Annotated in this window: 16 protein-coding genes; 9 read left to right on the forward strand and 7 right to left on the reverse strand. The window is 65.3% G+C overall.

Going from position 1 to position 15,574, the window contains the following annotated elements:
• Positions 1 to 60 precede the first annotated feature (60 nt).
• Positions 61 to 690, reverse strand: coding sequence for a 2-dehydro-3-deoxy-6-phosphogalactonate aldolase (locus Q0D44_RS03820; RefSeq protein ID WP_294132617.1), 630 nt, complete (start codon positions 688 to 690; stop codon positions 61 to 63).
• Positions 687 to 1,592 (reverse strand): 2-dehydro-3-deoxygalactonokinase, encoded by a 906-nt coding sequence (locus Q0D44_RS03825; RefSeq protein WP_294132620.1) that lies wholly within the window; start codon positions 1,590 to 1,592, stop codon positions 687 to 689. Before Q0D44_RS03825 ends, Q0D44_RS03820 begins: the two co-directional genes overlap by 4 nt.
• Positions 1,593 to 1,729: 137 nt before the next feature.
• Between Q0D44_RS03825 and Q0D44_RS03830 the strand changes: the two genes are divergently transcribed.
• From Q0D44_RS03830 to Q0D44_RS03870, 9 genes are all read left to right on the forward strand, one after another.
• A complete protein-coding gene (locus Q0D44_RS03830; RefSeq protein WP_294132623.1) occupies positions 1,730 to 3,532 on the forward strand; it encodes an IlvD/Edd family dehydratase in 1,803 nt (600 codons plus the stop codon).
• A 145-nt stretch (positions 3,533 to 3,677) separates the two neighbouring features.
• Positions 3,678 to 5,270: an aldehyde dehydrogenase (NADP(+)) gene (locus Q0D44_RS03835; protein ID WP_294132626.1), complete on the forward strand. Its 1,593-nt coding sequence runs from the start codon at positions 3,678 to 3,680 to the stop codon at positions 5,268 to 5,270.
• Positions 5,267 to 6,190 (forward strand): Gfo/Idh/MocA family oxidoreductase, encoded by a 924-nt coding sequence (locus Q0D44_RS03840; RefSeq protein ID WP_294132628.1) that lies wholly within the window; start codon positions 5,267 to 5,269, stop codon positions 6,188 to 6,190. Before Q0D44_RS03835 ends, Q0D44_RS03840 begins: the two co-directional genes overlap by 4 nt.
• Positions 6,191 to 6,206: 16 nt before the next feature.
• The gene (locus Q0D44_RS03845) at positions 6,207 to 6,947 is read left to right on the forward strand and encodes an FCD domain-containing protein (protein WP_294132631.1); all 741 of its coding nucleotides are present in this window, start codon (positions 6,207 to 6,209) and stop codon (positions 6,945 to 6,947) included.
• 119 nt (positions 6,948 to 7,066) lie between these two features.
• Entirely contained in the window at positions 7,067 to 7,711 is a 645-nt protein-coding gene (locus Q0D44_RS03850; RefSeq protein ID WP_294132634.1) for a PepSY-associated TM helix domain-containing protein, read from the forward strand.
• Positions 7,712 to 7,723: 12 nt separating this feature from the next.
• Positions 7,724 to 8,248 carry a DUF2271 domain-containing protein gene (locus Q0D44_RS03855; RefSeq protein WP_294132637.1) on the forward strand — a complete coding sequence of 175 codons (525 nt, stop codon included), beginning with the start codon at positions 7,724 to 7,726 and terminating at the stop codon, positions 8,246 to 8,248.
• Between the two features lie 12 nt (positions 8,249 to 8,260).
• Positions 8,261 to 9,157 (forward strand): DUF4198 domain-containing protein, encoded by an 897-nt coding sequence (locus Q0D44_RS03860; RefSeq protein WP_294133206.1) that lies wholly within the window; start codon positions 8,261 to 8,263, stop codon positions 9,155 to 9,157.
• A gap of 98 nt (positions 9,158 to 9,255) precedes the next feature.
• Positions 9,256 to 10,125, forward strand: a complete 870-nt coding sequence (locus Q0D44_RS03865) for an FAD:protein FMN transferase (RefSeq protein WP_294133208.1) — start codon at positions 9,256 to 9,258, stop codon at positions 10,123 to 10,125.
• 39 nt (positions 10,126 to 10,164) lie between these two features.
• A complete protein-coding gene (locus Q0D44_RS03870; protein ID WP_294132639.1) occupies positions 10,165 to 10,476 on the forward strand; it encodes a hypothetical protein in 312 nt (103 codons plus the stop codon).
• A gap of 62 nt (positions 10,477 to 10,538) precedes the next feature.
• On the opposite strand, the gene Q0D44_RS03875 is transcribed toward Q0D44_RS03870, so the two are convergent.
• From Q0D44_RS03875 to phbB, 5 genes are all read right to left on the reverse strand, one after another.
• On the reverse strand, positions 10,539 to 11,222 hold the full coding sequence (locus Q0D44_RS03875; protein ID WP_294132642.1) for a Fe2+-dependent dioxygenase: 684 nt from the start codon (positions 11,220 to 11,222) through the stop codon (positions 10,539 to 10,541).
• 15 nt (positions 11,223 to 11,237) lie between these two features.
• Positions 11,238 to 12,005 (reverse strand): energy transducer TonB, encoded by a 768-nt coding sequence (locus tag Q0D44_RS03880; RefSeq protein WP_294132644.1) that lies wholly within the window; start codon positions 12,003 to 12,005, stop codon positions 11,238 to 11,240.
• A 177-nt stretch (positions 12,006 to 12,182) separates the two neighbouring features.
• A complete protein-coding gene (locus Q0D44_RS03885) occupies positions 12,183 to 14,483 on the reverse strand; it encodes a TonB-dependent siderophore receptor (protein WP_294132647.1) in 2,301 nt (766 codons plus the stop codon).
• 62 nt (positions 14,484 to 14,545) lie between these two features.
• A complete protein-coding gene (locus Q0D44_RS03890) occupies positions 14,546 to 14,842 on the reverse strand; it encodes a ribbon-helix-helix domain-containing protein (protein ID WP_294132650.1) in 297 nt (98 codons plus the stop codon).
• On the reverse strand, positions 14,842 to 15,564 hold the full coding sequence (phbB, locus tag Q0D44_RS03895) for an acetoacetyl-CoA reductase (RefSeq protein ID WP_217671721.1): 723 nt from the start codon (positions 15,562 to 15,564) through the stop codon (positions 14,842 to 14,844). The genes Q0D44_RS03890 and phbB overlap by 1 nt, the downstream gene beginning before the upstream one ends.
• Positions 15,565 to 15,574 lie beyond the last annotated feature (10 nt).

A 15,574-nucleotide genomic window follows, 5' to 3' on the forward strand; every position in this document is an offset into this window, starting at 1 on the left:
TCCATGCCCCCAAGCCCGCATCGTTTCAAGCAGGACAATCGGGACAAATCGTCCAAGCCCTTAAAGCGTCGCTTTCCAGGCCGCGACCAGTTCGCGCCCGCGTGTCCCCACCAGCGCCGCATCGTCACCGGGACGGTAGAGCGCGCCGCCCACGCCAATGCCTTCGCAACCGCCCGCCAGCCATTCACCGATCGTGTCCGCGCCGGTGCCGCCCACGGCCCAGACGCCGACATGCCTGGGCAGCACATCCTTGACCGCCTTCACATAGGCCGGGCCAAGCCGGGCGGCGGGGAAGAGCTTGATCCGGCGCGCCCCGGCGGCGATGGCGGCAAAGGCTTCGCTGGGGGTCATGAAACCGGGCAGCAACTCAAGGCCCAGTTCCGCGCCGCGCGCGATGACGGCGGGGTTGGTGTTGGGCGTCACCATGATGCGCCCGCCAACACTGTGCAGTTGCTCGACCGCCTCGACGCTCAGCACCGTGCCACCGCCGATGATCGCGCGGTCGCCAAAGGCCTGTTGCATCGCGCCGATGCTGGCCAGCGGGTCGGGCGAGTTGAACGGGACTTCGAGGATGCGGATACCCGCCTCGACCAGCGCGGTGGCGACGTCCAGCGCCTCTTCCGGGCGGATGCCGCGCAGGATGGCAGCGATCGGCGGCGCGCCATCGGCCAGCAGTTCGTCCATCGTCATAGTGTCATCTCTCCACCATAGCCCAGCCCGGCCAGCGCGCAGACGTCGCCGTCCAGACGCTGCGACTCAAGCCCTTGTGCCGCCAGCGCGCGGGCATAGCGATCCGCCAGCCGTTCGTCGCCGATCAGGGTCACGCCATCGTCCGCCTGCAACAGCGCACGGGCATCGGCAATTTCTCCGCCGATCAACAGCCCGGACAGATAGCCCAGCGCCCAGTCGGCCGATCGCCCGGCGCGCAGCCGCATCGCGCGTGCAGCGAACAAGCGGGTCAGCACAGCGCCCTCGCCCGCCCGCGCCAGCCCTTCGGCAAAGCCAGCCGCTTCCTGCGCGGCATCGCCCACCGCATCCTTTGGCCCCAGCGTCGATCGATCCCGCAGCAGGGCGAACATTTCGCCGGTCGGCACGGTGCGGAACGCCAGAACCCGGCCATCCTGCACCAGCGCCCATTTGCTGTGGGTGCCGGGCAGCACGATCAGGCGGCGGCCCTGCGCCAGCGCCGGGTCGCGCGCGCAGGCGCCGAAAATCTGCGTTTCCTCGCCGCGCATCACGTCGGGGATGCCGTCCGCGCCGGTGCAGGCCAGCCCAGCCATGATCGCGATCGGCACGCCGCGCCAGTCAAAGCCTATGGCAGCGCCGCGCCAGCTTGCTGCGTCCGCCGGGCAATCGGCATAGGGTGCCTCGACCCAGCCATCGCGCGCGCCGACCATGCCGCACAGGGTTATGGACAACGGTGTCCCGTCGGCCAGCCAGGGCGCTACCGTATCGGCAAAAGCGGCTTCGGCCGCCCGTCCGACAGCGCCGATGCCCGGCCCGTCGCGGCGTGCGACGATCCGCCCGTCCTTGACCCGGAACAGACGCAAATTGCTGGTCCCCCAGTCGCCGATGACCGTGTAGCCGCTCATCGCCGATCGGCTTTCGCAAAAATCTCGATACGCTTCACAAGTCCTCGATACGGCTTCTTGAATTTCTATTTGTATGAGTATATCAGCAGGCCAAGCGCGTCAACGTGCCACGGATTTTCAAGCGTCAGGATGCCCCAATGAGCGATTCGTCCAAGCCCGCCCCCAAGTTGCGCAGCCGCGCTTGGTTCGACAACCCAGACAATATCGATATGACCGCGCTCTATCTGGAACGCTATCTGAATTTCGGCCTCAGCCTGGACGAACTGCGCAGCGGCAAGCCGATCATCGGCATCGCCCAGACCGGCAGCGACCTTTCGCCCTGCAATCGCCATCATATGGTGCTGGCCGAGCGGATGCGTGACGGCATCCGCGAAATGGGCGGCATCGCGCTGGAATTTCCGGTCCACCCGATTCAGGAAACCGGCAAGCGACCGACTGCGGGGCTTGACCGCAACCTTGCCTATCTGGGTCTGGTCGAAGCAATCTATGGCTATCCGCTCGACGGCGTGATCCTGACCACCGGCTGCGACAAGACCACGCCTGCGCTGCTGATGGCGGCGGCGACCGTCAACATCCCCGCCATCGCCCTGTCGGTCGGCCCGATGCTGAACGGCTGGCACAAGGGTGAGCGCACCGGGTCCGGCACTATCGTGTGGAAGGCGCGCCAGTTGCTGGCCGCGGGCAAGATTGACGATGAAGGCTTCATCAAGCTGGTGGCGTCGTCCGCGCCATCGACCGGCTATTGCAACACGATGGGCACGGCATCGACCATGAACAGTCTGGCCGAAGCGCTGGGCATGATGCTGCCCGGATCGGCGGCGATCCCTGCCCCTTATCGCGATCGGCAGGAGGTCGCCTATCTGACCGGCAAGCGCATCGTCGAGATGGTGCATGAGGATCTCAAGCCCTCCGACATTCTGACCAAGGATGCTTTCCACAACGCCATCATGGTCAACAGCGCCATCGGCGGATCGACCAATGCGCCGATCCATCTGGCCGCGATCGCCCGCCATATCGGCGTCGACCTGCCGCTCAAGGATTGGGAGACGGTGGGTCACAAGATCCCGCTGCTGGTCAACCTTCAGCCTGCGGGCGAATATCTGGGCGAGGATTATTATCGCGCCGGTGGCGTCCCCGCCGTCGTGGCGCAACTGATCGCGCAGGGGCTGATCCATGAAGCCGCGATGACCGTCAATGGCAGGACCATGGGCGACAATTGCCGGGGCGTGGAGATTGAGGATGAGAAGGTCATCCGTCCGTTCGACCAGCCGCTGGTCGAGGATGCAGGCTTCCTGGTGCTGTCGGGCAATCTGTTCGACGCCGCAGTCATGAAAACCAGCGTCATCAGCGCCGAATTTCGCGATCGTTATCTGTCCAACCCCGACGATCCCAATGCCTTTGAAGGCCCGGCGGTCGTGTTCGACGGGCCGGAGGATTATCACCACCGCATCGATGATCCATCGGTCGGCATCACCGACCAGACCCTGCTGTTCATGCGCGGCGCGGGACCGATCGGCTATCCCGGTGCCGCCGAAGTCGTCAACATGCGCCCGCCCGCTTATCTGATTACCGAAGGCGTGTCCGCCCTGCCCTGCATCGGCGATGGTCGCCAGTCCGGCACATCGGGCAGCCCCTCGATCCTGAACGCCTCGCCCGAAGCGGCGGCGATGGGTGGCCTCGCGCTGCTGGAAACCGGGGACCGGGTGCGGATGGACCTCAACACCGGGACAGTGAATGTGCTGATTTCCGACGAGGAACTGGAAGCACGGCGCGCCGCGCTGGTGGCGGCGGGCGGGTTCCAATATCCCGCCTCGCAGACCCCCTGGCAGGAAATCCAGCGCTCGGTCGTGGGTCAGATGGACACGGGCGCGATCCTGGAAGGGGCGGAGAAATATCAGCGCATTGCCCAGACCATGGGCCTGCCGCGCGACAATCATTAACGACCCGCATTGAACGACGGGGGACAGCGAACCATCTTCGCGGCTCCCCGTCATTGCCGATTTTGCATCACTTGTGCCGGAAAACGATCAGCGCGTCCGCGCCCGATCGGCTAGCCAGCAGTCCGGTCATTTTCAGGAGACGTCCATGTCCAGCGAAGCCACATTCAACGGAGCCATTCTCATCGGCGCAAGCGAGCGCCAAGGCGGCGATCCTTTTTACGCCATCCATCCGGCGACCGGCGAAAAGGGCAACGTCGCCTTTTCCAGCGCCATGCCAGCCGAGGTCGCGGAAGCCGCAGCGCTGGCCGACGCAGCGTTTGACAGTTTTTCGACGCTGACGCCCGACGCTCGCGCAACCTTCCTGGAAACGGTTGCCGACAATATCATCGCCATCGGCGACCTGCTGATCGAAACCGCCATGGCCGAATCCGGCCTGCCCCGCGCCCGGCTGGAGGGCGAGCGTGGCCGCACCGTCGGCCAGTTGCGCCTGTTCGCCAGCTATGTCCGGCTCGGTGACTGGCTTGATGCCACGATCGACCCGGCCCTGCCCGACCGTGCGCCGCTGCCGCGCGCGGACCTGCGCCGCGTCAACCATTCGGTCGGGCCGGTTGCCGTGTTCGGCGCGTCCAACTTCCCGCTCGCCTTCTCGGTCGCGGGCGGTGACACCGCGTCGGCCTTCGCGGCGGGATCGCCCGTCATCGTCAAGGGCCATAGCGCCCATCCCGGCACGGGCGAGCTGGTCGCGCGCGCCATCCAGGCGGCGGTCAAGGCGTGTGGCCTGCATGAAGGCGTGTTTTCCTACCTGCCCGGCGCCAACCGCGCATTGGGCGGCGCGCTGGTTGCCGACCCCCGCGTCAAGGCGGTGGGCTTCACCGGATCGCGCGGCGGTGGCGTCGCGCTGATGAAGATCGCAGCCGATCGCGCAGAACCGATCCCGGTCTATGCCGAAATGTCGTCGATCAACCCTGTCATCCTGCTGCCCGGCGCGCTCGCCGACCGCGCCGCTGCGATGGGCGCAGCGTTCGTCGGATCGCTGACCATGGGGTCTGGGCAGTTCTGCACCAATCCCGGTCTGGTCATCGCGCTCGACGGGCCAGACCTCGACACGTTCGTGGCCGCAGCGGCGGAAGCCTTGTCCGGCGCAGCGCCGCAGGTCATGCTGACGCCCGGCATCCACGAAGCCTATGAAAAGGGTGTTGCCGCTCTGGAGGGCGCAGATGGCGTCACCACCATCGCGCGCGGCACGGAGGCAGAGGGCTGCAACCGGGGCAAGGCCGCTTTCTTCGCGACTGATTCGGCGACCTTCGGTGCCAACCCGCTGCTGGCCGAGGAAGTGTTCGGATCATCGTCCGTCCTGATCCGGTGCAGCAGCATCGAGGAAGTGATCGCCACCATCGCCGGACTGGAGGGCCAGTTGACCGCGACACTCCAGCTGACCGACGCGGACAGCGCAGACGCTGCCAAGCTGCTGCCCGTATTGTCGCGCAAGGTTGGGCGTATCCTGACCAATGGCTGGCCCACCGGCGTCGAAGTGACCCATGCCATGGTCCATGGCGGCCCCTTCCCCTCGACCGCCGATGGCCGCTCCACCTCGGTCGGGACGCTGGCGATGATGCGCTTCCTGCGGCCCGTCTGCTATCAGGACGTGCCTGACGCGCTGTTGCCCGCCGCGTTGCAGGCGTCCAACCCGCTTGGCCTCAATCGCAGGATCGACGGCAAGCTGGTGGTCGCGGCATGAGCATCAGGGCAGGTCTGGTAGGGCTGGGTAAAATCGCGCGCGACCAGCACCTGCCCGCGATCCTCAAGACCGACGGCATCGATCTGGTCGCTATCGCCAGCCGCAACGCGCAGGGGGAAGGGGTGAATAATTACTCCGACCTCGGCGCGATGCTGGCGGGTGAGCCGGACTTGGACGCCGTCATCCTGTGCCAGCCGCCCCAGGCCCGCTATCATGCAGCGCGGCAGGCGTTGCTGGCGGGCAAGCATGTTTTCCTCGAAAAGCCGCCGGGCGCGACCGTGTCCGAAGTGGAGGCGCTGATAGCGCTGGCGAAAGCGCAGAATGTCACCCTCTATGCCAGCTGGCACAGCCGCTATGCCGCCGCCGTGGCGCAGGCCAAGGCGTGGATCGCGCAGCGCAGGATCGAGCGCATCTCGATCCAGTGGCGCGAGGACGTCCGCCACTGGCACCCCGGCCAGCCCTGGATATGGGAAGCGGGCGGCTTCGGCGTGTTCGATCCGGGCATCAATGCGCTCTCGATCCTGACCGAAATCGTGCCGGAACCCGTCACCCTGCTGTCGGCCAATCTGGAAGTGCCGTCCAACAAGGACGCCCCGATCGGCGCGACACTGGCGATGGCGACCGCGTCGGGCGCGCCGATCGACACCGTGTTCGACTGGCGGCAGACCGGGCCGCAGACATGGGACATTGCGGTCGATACCGACAATGGCGCGCTGCTCCTGTCCGAGGGCGGCAACACATTGCGCCTCGACGGCGAAGTGCAGCTAAAAGCGCCGGACGAAGAATATCCGGCCATGTATCGCCGCTTCGTCGATCTGGTCGCGGCCCGCGCGATCGACGCCGACACTGCGCCGCTCCGGCTGGTAGCGGATGCCTTCCTTTGCGGGCGGCATTGCCCTACGGCTATATTCGAGGACTGAAACGGGAGCGGGAATAGTGGCTAGCGGGCGCAAGGTCGGATCGGAAGAGAGCGGGCTGCGCATCCACCAGACGATCGCGCGCGATCTGGGCACCGCTATCCTGACCGGCCGTCACCAGCCCGGCGAATTGTTCGAGGGCGAGATTGAGGCGTCCGACCGCCTGGGCGTGTCGCGCACCGCCTATCGCGAAGCGGTGCGTATCCTGATCGCCAAGGGGATGCTGGAAAGCCGCCCCAAGGCCGGCACCCGCGTCCTGCCGCGCAATCGCTGGAACGTGTTGGACCCCGAAATGCTCGCCTGGATGTTTGCGGGCGAGCCGGACGCCAATTTCATCCGCGACCTGTTCGAGCTGCGCGGCGTGATCGAGCCTGCCGCCGCAGAGTTTGCCGCGCGCCGCCGCACCGACGAGCAACTGGCGGTGATGGAGGCGGCGCTTGCCGAAATGGGCCGTTATGGGCTTTCCACCCCCGAAGGCCGCGCCGCCGACCAGCGTTTCCACAATATGATCCTGGCCGCGACGCGGAACGACGCGCTGGAAGCGCTGGCCAGTTCGGTCGGCGCGGCGGTCAGCTGGACCACCACCTTCAAGCATCGCAAGAAGCTGATGCCGCGCGATCCCCTGCCCGACCATCGCGCGGTGTTTCAGGCGATAGCAGCGCGGGATACGGCAGCGGCGCGGGCAACCATGGCGGAGCTGCTGCGGCTGGCGCTGGCGGACATGGACATTGCGCTGGCGGAGCCGAACAGCGACGACTGACCGGGCCTTTGCTGACCCATACATTTTGATACAAATTTCTTCCTGCGACTCGTTTGCAATTGCGAATCGTTCGCGGTATGCGGTCGGCACCCATTCTCGCAGGACCAGTCCCCCTTCCGATGCACGGAACCGCCCGCATTCAGCAGCAAAAGAAAAAAAGCGCCAAATCCTTCTGGCTCAAGCAGCTGCATAGCTGGCACTGGATCAGCTCGGCCGTCAGCCTGATCGGCCTGCTGCTGTTCGCCTTCACCGGCATCACGCTCAACCACGCCGCCGATGTCGAAGGGTCGCCCAAGACGATCGAGAAGAGCGCGACCCTGCCCGCCTACCTGCGCAGCCTGGTCGCGCCCGACGATGCGCCCGACGCCAAAAAGCCGCTGCCTGCGCCGGTCGCGGCCTGGGTTGAAAAGGCGGTCGGCCAGCGCGGGACGGGCGAGGCGGAATGGACTGCTGACGAAATCTATCTGGCCCTGCCCCGCCCCGGCGGCGATGGCTGGGTCTCGATCGACCGTACTGACGGCGCGGTGACCAGCGAGGCGACCAGCCGGGGCTGGGTCAGCTACCTCAACGATCTGCACAAGGGCCGCAACACCGGCACAGTGTGGAAATGGTTTATCGACATTTTCTCGGTCGCCTGTTTCCTGTTCGCGCTGACCGGGCTGCTGCTGCTCCAGCTGCACGCCAAGAAGCGCCCCAGCACCTGGCCACTGGTCGCCATCGGCCTGGCCCTGCCAGCGGTGCTGGCCATCATCTTCATCCATTAAGGGGAATTTTCCATGCAGATCAGCTATCGCCTGCTGCTGACCGGCACCGCCGCGCTGGGGACGATGGCGGTGCCAGCCGCCGCGCAGACGCTCAACCTGACGGTCGGCATCCCGCGCCTGTCGGTGGCCGAATATCACCGCCCTTATGTGGCGATCTGGGTCGAGAAGGAGGGGGCGACACCCCGCACCCTGTCGGTCTGGTATGATTATGACATGAAGAAGGGCGAAGGCACCAAATGGCTGCGCGACGTGCGGCAATGGTGGCGCGCATCGGGCCGGACGATGAGCTTTCCCGCCGATGGCGTGACGGGCGCGACCCGCGCACCGGGTGACAACAAGATTTCGTTCGTGGCTGGCAAAGGGCCGCTCGGCGCGCTCAGCCCCGGCAACTACACGCTGATCGTGGAGGCTGCGCGCGAAGTCGGTGGCCGTGAGGTCGTCCGCCTGCCCTTCGCCTGGCCGCCTAAGCCCGGCGCGAGCGTCAAGGCGCAGGGCAGTGCAGAATTGGGCGCCGTCGCCCTGAATTTCAGCAAATAAGGGGATAGGATGATGAAAGCCAGACTGATGATAGCGGGCGCCTTGGCCGCCCTGATGCTGCCCGCCACCGCGCAGGCGCACCGCCAGTGGATGATGCCATCCTCCACCACCCTGTCCGGCACCGAAAGCTGGATCACGGTCGATGCTGCCGTGTCCAACGACCTTTTCTATTTCGAGCATGTCCCGATGCGGACGGACGGCATCGTCGTGACCCAGCCGGACGGCAGCACAGGCAAGATCGAAAATGCCGCGACCGGCAAATATCGCTCCACCTTCGACGTGCATCTGACCCAGCCCGGCACCTACCGCATCGGCAGCGCCACGACCAATGTGATGGGCAGCTATATGCTGAACGGCAAGCAGGAACGGCTGCCGCGCGGCACGACCAAGGACAAGTTGGCCAGCGTCATCCCGGCGGGCGCGACCGATGTGCAGGTGGCCGAAGCGTCCAACCGCAACGAGATTTTCGTGACGCTCGGCGCGCCCAGCACCGGCATATTCAAGCCGACCGGATCGGGCATCGAGCTGGTGCCGGTGACCCATCCCAATGATCTGGTCTCAGGCGAAGCCGCGACCTTCCAGTTCCTGCTGGACGGCAAGCCTGCGGCGGGCCTGAAGGTCACCGTCATCCCCGGCGGCATCCGTTATCGCGATGCGCTGGGCCAGATGGATCTGGTCGCCGATCAGGATGGCAAGGTCGCCATCACCTGGCCGCAGCCGGGCATGTATTGGCTCAACGCCAGTGTCGGCGGCGGTCGTGAGGGCGGCGAAGGCGGCGGTCCTGGTGGCCCCGGTGCTCCGGGTGCAGGCGCGCCGGGTGCAGCCCCCGCGCCACGTCCAGCCCGCCCGGCTGGCCCGCCGCAGCGGCGCGCGGCCTATGTCAGCACATTGGAAGTGCTGGCACCCTGACCGCCGCCATCCGCATCGCGATCCCGCCCGACCTGTCGCCCGACCAGTTTGCCGGGCGGGCGCGCGCGGGTCGCGTCGTGACGCTGGGCGGACCGACCATGGGGACCAGCTGGTCCGCGCATCTGGTCGATCCGCCCGCCCATTGCCTGGCCGTGATCGAGGATGTGCTGGCCCGCATCATCGACCAGATGAGCAATTGGGAGGCACAGTCCGCCATCAGCCGTTTCAATCGCGCGCCGGTGGGGGAATGGATGACCCTGCCGCTGGATATGCTGACGGTGCTGCGCGCCGGGCTGGAGATGGCGCAGCTGTCGAACGGGGCGTTCGATCCGGCGATTGGCCATCTGGTCGATCAATGGGGCTTTGGGCCTGCCACCCTGCCCCACCCTGCCCCGCAGCTTGGCCGTTCGCCATGGCAGGCGATTGCGCTGGAGGGTGACAAGGCCCGCCGTCTCGCCGATGTCGCGCTTGATTTTTCGGGCATTGCCAAGGGGTTTGCGGTCGATGCCGTTGCGGCGGCGCTACGCGCGCTGGGGGTCGCCAACTTCCTGATCGAAATCGGCGGGGAATTGCGCGGCGAAGGGGTGAAGCCCGACATGCAGCCATGGTGGGTCGATGTCGAGCCGCCGCCACGCCTTGCCATTCCCGTGCTGCGGATCGCGCTATGTGGCCTGTCAGTCGCGACATCGGGCGACTATCGCCGCTTCCGCATGGATGGCGAGGCTAGGCTGTCGCATAGCATAGACCCGGCGCGTGGCACGCCGATCGCGCCGGGGGTCGCGTCGGTGACGGTGCTGCATGAGCGCGCCATGTGGGCCGACGCATGGGCGACCGCGATCACCGTGCTGGGGGCGGACCAAGGCATGGCGCTGGCCACTCGCCACGCCTTGCCAGCCCGGCTGGTGCTGCGGACAAGGGATGGCGCGCAGGAATATATGACACCGGCGCTGGCCGCGATGCTGGAATGAAGGGGTGGTGTGCAGGCGCAAGGCTGCTATGCGACCCTCATGCAAAATCTGGCCGGGACCGTCTCCGTCGATGGGGAAATGTATGAATGGGAACTCCGGCGCGAGCCGCAATGGAGTGATGCCGAAGGCTGGAAGGGCATGACCGTCGCCCTGTCGCAGCAGGATTGCCAACGCGGCGCGGTGCTGGAATTTCCGCCGCCCAAGCGCCTGCTCAAGGGCTTGCAGCGGGGCCGCCTCCAGATCAACGATGCCATTATCGCCAGAGGCATCCGCGCGGCCTTACTGGCGGGATGGGAACCGGCGTCGCGCGGCAAGCCGATGGTGTTCATGGTCGACGCGGACGGCAATTAGGACCTGACGACTTCGGGTTGAAACCCCACCACGGATCAAGGAAAAGGCATTTCGCCTTCGCGTCAGCCCTCGGCCCAGCGGCGCAGCAGATTATGGTAGATGCCGGTCAGGCGGATGACCTCGCCATGGCCCTGCCCCAGCGTGCTCCCGAGTTCCTGCACGCTGCGATCCAGGTCGAACAGGATTTGCCGGGCGGCATCGTCGCGGATCATCGACTGGAGCCAGAAGAAGCTCGCCACCCGCCGCCCGCGCGTGACCGGTTCGACCCGGTGGAGGGAGGATGACGGGTAGAGGACCGCATGGCCCGCGGGCAGCTTGACGCTTTGCACCCCAAAATTGGTTTCGATCGTCAGTTCGCCGCCATCATAAGCGTCTGGTTCCTCCAGAAAGACGGTGATCGACAGGTCGGACCGGACGCGAAAGCCTGTCCCCGCCTGAATCCGCACCGCATTATCGACATGGACGCCAAAGGCCTGCCCGCCCGCATAGCTGTTGAACAAAGGCGGGAATATCTTGAGCGGCAATGCGGCGGCGATGAAGAGGGGCGATCGGCCCAGCGCGTCCAGCACCATCTGCCCGGCCTGTTTGGCGGCTTGTGCCTCCTCCGGCAATTGCAGGTTGCGTTTGGCGAGCGCGGATTGCGGGCCGGATGTAACATTGCCGTCCACCCATTCCGCGCCGTCGATCAGGGCGCGGATCGCGGCGACACCGGCAGCGTCGATCAGGTCGGGAATGGCAATGAGCATGATTGGTGCCGCGTTTCAGGCCGCGTCGCTGCGCAGGACGAAGGGGATTTCGACCACGCCCTTGACCCGCATGGGCTGACCATTGCGGACGACCGGCGACCAGCGCCATTTGCGCACAGCATCGCGCGCCGCCTCGTCCAGCCGGGCAAAGCCGCTGCTCTGCGACACGGCGATGCTATCGACCGCGCCATCGATGCCCAGTGTCAGCGTCAGCACGACCGTCCCCTGCTCCCGCTTGCGGCGGCTTTCGATGGGATAGCGTGGCGGTTTGCCAGCGATCATCTGTGCGCTGAGGTCGCCGCCCTGGATCAGGCTGGGGGGTGCTGGCGACACAGCAGCGGGTGACGGGGTGGGCGTTGCCGCGACAGCGCGTTGCGGCGTGGGAACAGGCACCGGATCGGGCGTCGTCTGCACGGTCTGGACCGGCGGCACCGGCGTCTGGACGATCGGCGGTGGGGCGACGATTTCGGGTGTCGAGGGCGGCGGTGGCGGCGTTTGCGCCGAGGGCGGTGGCGGGGGTGGGGAAAGGTTCACCACCGTCAGCTTTGCCTCCTGCACGCGCTGGGCATGGCTGCGCATCTGGATCAGCGCGCCGATCAGCAGGATATGCAGGATCAGGATGGCGGCGATGACGGGAATGTTGGGGCGTGAGCGCGCGCCGTAGCGGCCGGGTGCGGGCTGTTGCGGCTGCGATCTGGCAATGTCGATGACGGAGGGACGAACATGGTCAAGCGTCAGGTCGGGCAGGAAATCGTCGGCTGGCCGACTTGCAGCATGGAGCATGGCAGCGCCTTCCTTCCCTTAATCCGATCACCGCCTCGATAACGCGAACCATAATGCGAATCAATTGCGTTATTTACCTAAGGTGGGACGGGCGGCGACCCGAGGAGGATGGAGTGTATCGCCGCCCGTCCGCTACCCCCGGCAAGGGACAAATGCCGGGGGAAAGGGATTTGCAGGTTACAGCTTGTAGCCCAGGGTCAGCACCCAGGAGCGACCTTCGCCGGGATTGGCCCAGCCATTGTTGCGGACGCTGGTATAATATTTTTCGTTGGTGAAGTTCTGGACGTTCAGTTGGGCGCTGAACTTTTCCGTGATCGGGTAGGACAGCATGGCACGGTGGACCAGATAATCGTCCGCCTTGTACATCGGCGCGCCGGTGACGTTCGCGAGATACCAGCTGCCCTGATAGGTCAGGCCATAACCCAGCTCCAGACCGAAGGGGAGCTTGTAGGTGGTGAACAGGCTGCCGGAATGTTCAGGCGTGTTCAGCATCGGGTTGCCGGCCTGGGTATCGACCACGCCCTGCGATTTCTGATAGTCCGATATGCTCTGGATGACCTTGGTATCCAGAAAGGTGTAGTTGGCGAAAATCGTCCAGGCGTCGGTGATGTTGCCGGATGCACCCAAGGTGACGCCATCCACCCGGTTGCGGCCATCATTGACCGGCAGCGTGCCGATCAGCGGATCATTGCTGGCGACGCGGTAATTGGTCCGTTCGTTGCGGAACAGAGCAGCTGTCAGTTGGAGTTTCGCGTCGAACAGGTCGATCTTGCCGCCAATTTCGTAATTGACGGCCTGTTCGGGCTTTGCCTCGCACGGGTCGTTGAACAGATTGGCCGCAGCGGCCAGCCCGCAGCCCGCACGGACAGTCGTGGCGGTCGGGTTCTTGCTGTTGGCATAGGCGATGTAGAGGCTGGCATTCTCCGCCGGCTTGTAGACTAGGCCGATGCGGTAGGAGAAGAGATTGTCGGTCGCGTTCTGCGATACGCCGGTGGTGTAGGCGCCGCCGGTTGCCGGGGTTGCGATCGTGTCGGAGCGGAAGCGGGCGCGATTATGTTCGTAGCGAACGCCGCCGTTGATTTCGAGCTGATCGACGATCTTGACCGCGGCGAAGGCATAGGCCGCGATGTTGAACAGGTCGCCATCCTGATGGCCGGAGCGGATCGCGTTGACCGGGCCGGCGTAGATGGCGTTGGGGTTGCTGATGCTGATCGGGTCCAGCACAGGGTTGGGCAGCGCGCCGCCTGCATTGCGCAGGACGTTGCCGTTATCCAGCGCATAATCTTCCTGCAACATCGACGTGCCGAGGACCAGCGAGTGGCCGCCGGGAATCGTGAAGGTCAGGTCAAGCTGGTTGTAGAGCGTGTCATTGACCGAGTCGCGATAGCCGCCGCGCGGACCGCTGGGATAATAGGTGCCGGGGACCTGCCCGGCCGCGCAGGCGACGCCCGTGGGGGTCTGGCCGTTGGCAAGGCAGAAGGCACCCTGCGGCGGATTGACGATCAGCTTCTGTTCGACCCGCTGCCAGCGCGACAGGTTGCGAACGGCCAGCAGGTCGCTGAAACGATGGTCGAAGATGGCGGTGGCCTGGTCGATCGTCTGATCCTGCCGATCCAGATTTTTATAGCCATAATAGCCGCTGTAGATCGCGCCGGGCAGCGGGCCGTCATAGAGCGCATTCTTGTAATAGGGGACGCCATAGAGCGGCGTATTCTTGTCCTCCTGATGCGTGTAGAGCAATGTCAGCGAGGTCGGGCCGTCCACGCCGAACTTGACCGATGGCGCGACGCCCCAGCGCTCATAGCGATCGACGTCGCGGGCCGGCACGTCATTTTCATGATACATGGCGTTGAGGCGAACGGCGATGAAGTCGGAGACGCGAACATTGCTGTCGATGGTCGCGCGATAATAGTCGGACGTGCCGACGCCTGCCTGGACCAATGTTTCGTCATAGCCCTTGGGCCGCTTGGTCACGATGTTGATGTTGCCGCCGATCGAACCGGAGCCGCCGAACACGGAGTTGGAGCCGTTCGTGACTTCGATCTGTTCGACATTGAAAGGATCGGTGCGGCTATATTGGGCGCTATCGCGGACACCGTCGATGCTGATGTCGGTATTGGCGCTCTGGCCGCGCAGATTGATGCTGTCGCCATAGCCGCCGCCGCCTTCGCCCGCGCCGAAGGTGATGCCCGGAATGGTGGACAGCACATCGCGCAACGTCAGCAGATTCTGCTTGCTGATCGTCTGGTTGCCGATGACCGTGATCGTCTGGGGCGTGTTCAGCAGGTCGCGGACATATTTGGGTGATTCCGCCTTCTCGACCTTGACCGTCGGCTCGTCGATCGCGGTGTCGGTGACGGTCATGCCGCCCAGCTTGGGCGCAGGGGCTTCCTGCTGGGCATGGGCGCCGGTCGCAAAGGCCATGGCGCCGACGCAGCCGAGAGCGAGGAAAGACGAACGCGACAGTGAGTTGGACATATGCAGCAAATCCCCTTTGATGTTGGAGAAGCTGCTATTGCGAACCCTTCTCAGAGTCAACGCTATTGCGAATAATTATTATCTTTGTCGCAACCTGCTCGCGTGAAGAGCCAGCAGCGGATGGCGCTCGCCAGATTGGGCGGATCGGGGGCGCCCATGCGGGCAAGGTCGATGCGGGCAATGAGGGCGTTGATGGGCAGGCCGTCACGCTGGGCGTGGTCGCGCAGCGCGTCCCAGAAAATGGGCTCCAGGCTGATCGCGGTCTGATGGCCCGCAATGGTCACACTGCGCTTGACCGGCGGGGCGAAGGGCGACGCCAAGGGGCCATCCGGCCCGTCCATGGCGTCGCCCGTCGACATCAATACATGTGCTGGCCGCCATTGATCGACAGCGTGCTGCCGGTCACGAAGCCGCCATCCTCGCTGCAGAAAAAGGCGACGCCGCGCGCGATTTCATGCGCCTGACCCAGACGGCCGACCGGGATTTTGGCGACGATCTTTTCCAGCACCGGCGCGGGGACGGCGGCCACCATGTCGGTGTCGATGTAGCCGGGCGCGATGGCGTTGACGGTGACGCCGACCTTGGCGCCTTCCTGTGCCAGCGCCTTGGTAAAGCCGTGGATGCCGGATTTCGCGGCGGCGTAATTGACCTGACCATATTGACCGGCCTGGCCGTTGATCGACCCGATATTGACGATCCGGCCCCAGCCGCGTTCGCGCATCCCGCCAAAAGTCGCCTTGGCCATGTTGAAGCAACCGCCCAGGTTGATGCGCATGACTTCGTTCCAGTCGTCAAAGCTCATCTTGGCCAGCACGCCGTCGCGGGTAATGCCCGCATTGTTGACGACGATATCGACCGGGCCGAGCGCTTCCGCGACCGCCGCGCAGCCATCAAGGCAGGCCTGATGATCGCCCACATCCCATTTGAAGGCTGCGATGCCGGTGGCTTCGGTAAAGGCCTGCGCCTTGGCGTCATTGCCGCCATAATTGGCCGCCACGGTATAGCCCATGTCGCGCAATGCCAGGCTGATCGCCTCGCCAATGCCGCGTGTCCCGCCCGTCACGATCGCTACTCTCGACATATGCGCATCC

It is taken from the genome of Sphingobium sp., assembly GCA_023266575.1.
Classification (GTDB): domain Bacteria; phylum Pseudomonadota; class Alphaproteobacteria; order Sphingomonadales; family Sphingomonadaceae; genus Sphingobium.

What these genes read in the sequence shown, in the direction of transcription:
- Q0D44_RS03820 (WP_294132617.1), bottom strand. Translation starts at nt 690, where the DNA reads ATGACGATGGACGAACTGCTGGCCGATGGCGCGCCGCCGATCGCTGCC.
- Q0D44_RS03825 (WP_294132620.1), bottom strand. Translation starts at nt 1,592, where the DNA reads ATGAGCGGCTACACGGTCATCGGCGACTGGGGGACCAGCAATTTGCGT.
- Q0D44_RS03830 (WP_294132623.1), top strand. Translation starts at nt 1,730, where the DNA reads ATGAGCGATTCGTCCAAGCCCGCCCCCAAGTTGCGCAGCCGCGCTTGG.
- Q0D44_RS03835 (WP_294132626.1), top strand. Translation starts at nt 3,678, where the DNA reads ATGTCCAGCGAAGCCACATTCAACGGAGCCATTCTCATCGGCGCAAGC.
- Q0D44_RS03840 (WP_294132628.1), top strand. Translation starts at nt 5,267, where the DNA reads ATGAGCATCAGGGCAGGTCTGGTAGGGCTGGGTAAAATCGCGCGCGAC.
- Q0D44_RS03850 (WP_294132634.1), top strand. Translation starts at nt 7,067, where the DNA reads ATGCACGGAACCGCCCGCATTCAGCAGCAAAAGAAAAAAAGCGCCAAA.
- Q0D44_RS03855 (WP_294132637.1), top strand. Translation starts at nt 7,724, where the DNA reads ATGCAGATCAGCTATCGCCTGCTGCTGACCGGCACCGCCGCGCTGGGG.
- Q0D44_RS03860 (WP_294133206.1), top strand. Translation starts at nt 8,261, where the DNA reads ATGAAAGCCAGACTGATGATAGCGGGCGCCTTGGCCGCCCTGATGCTG.
- Q0D44_RS03865 (WP_294133208.1), top strand. Translation starts at nt 9,256, where the DNA reads ATGGGGACCAGCTGGTCCGCGCATCTGGTCGATCCGCCCGCCCATTGC.
- Q0D44_RS03870 (WP_294132639.1), top strand. Translation starts at nt 10,165, where the DNA reads ATGCAAAATCTGGCCGGGACCGTCTCCGTCGATGGGGAAATGTATGAA.
- Q0D44_RS03875 (WP_294132642.1), bottom strand. Translation starts at nt 11,222, where the DNA reads ATGCTCATTGCCATTCCCGACCTGATCGACGCTGCCGGTGTCGCCGCG.
- Q0D44_RS03880 (WP_294132644.1), bottom strand. Translation starts at nt 12,005, where the DNA reads ATGCTCCATGCTGCAAGTCGGCCAGCCGACGATTTCCTGCCCGACCTG.
- Q0D44_RS03885 (WP_294132647.1), bottom strand. Translation starts at nt 14,483, where the DNA reads ATGTCCAACTCACTGTCGCGTTCGTCTTTCCTCGCTCTCGGCTGCGTC.
- Q0D44_RS03890 (WP_294132650.1), bottom strand. Translation starts at nt 14,842, where the DNA reads ATGTCGACGGGCGACGCCATGGACGGGCCGGATGGCCCCTTGGCGTCG.
- phbB (WP_217671721.1), bottom strand. Translation starts at nt 15,564, where the DNA reads ATGTCGAGAGTAGCGATCGTGACGGGCGGGACACGCGGCATTGGCGAG.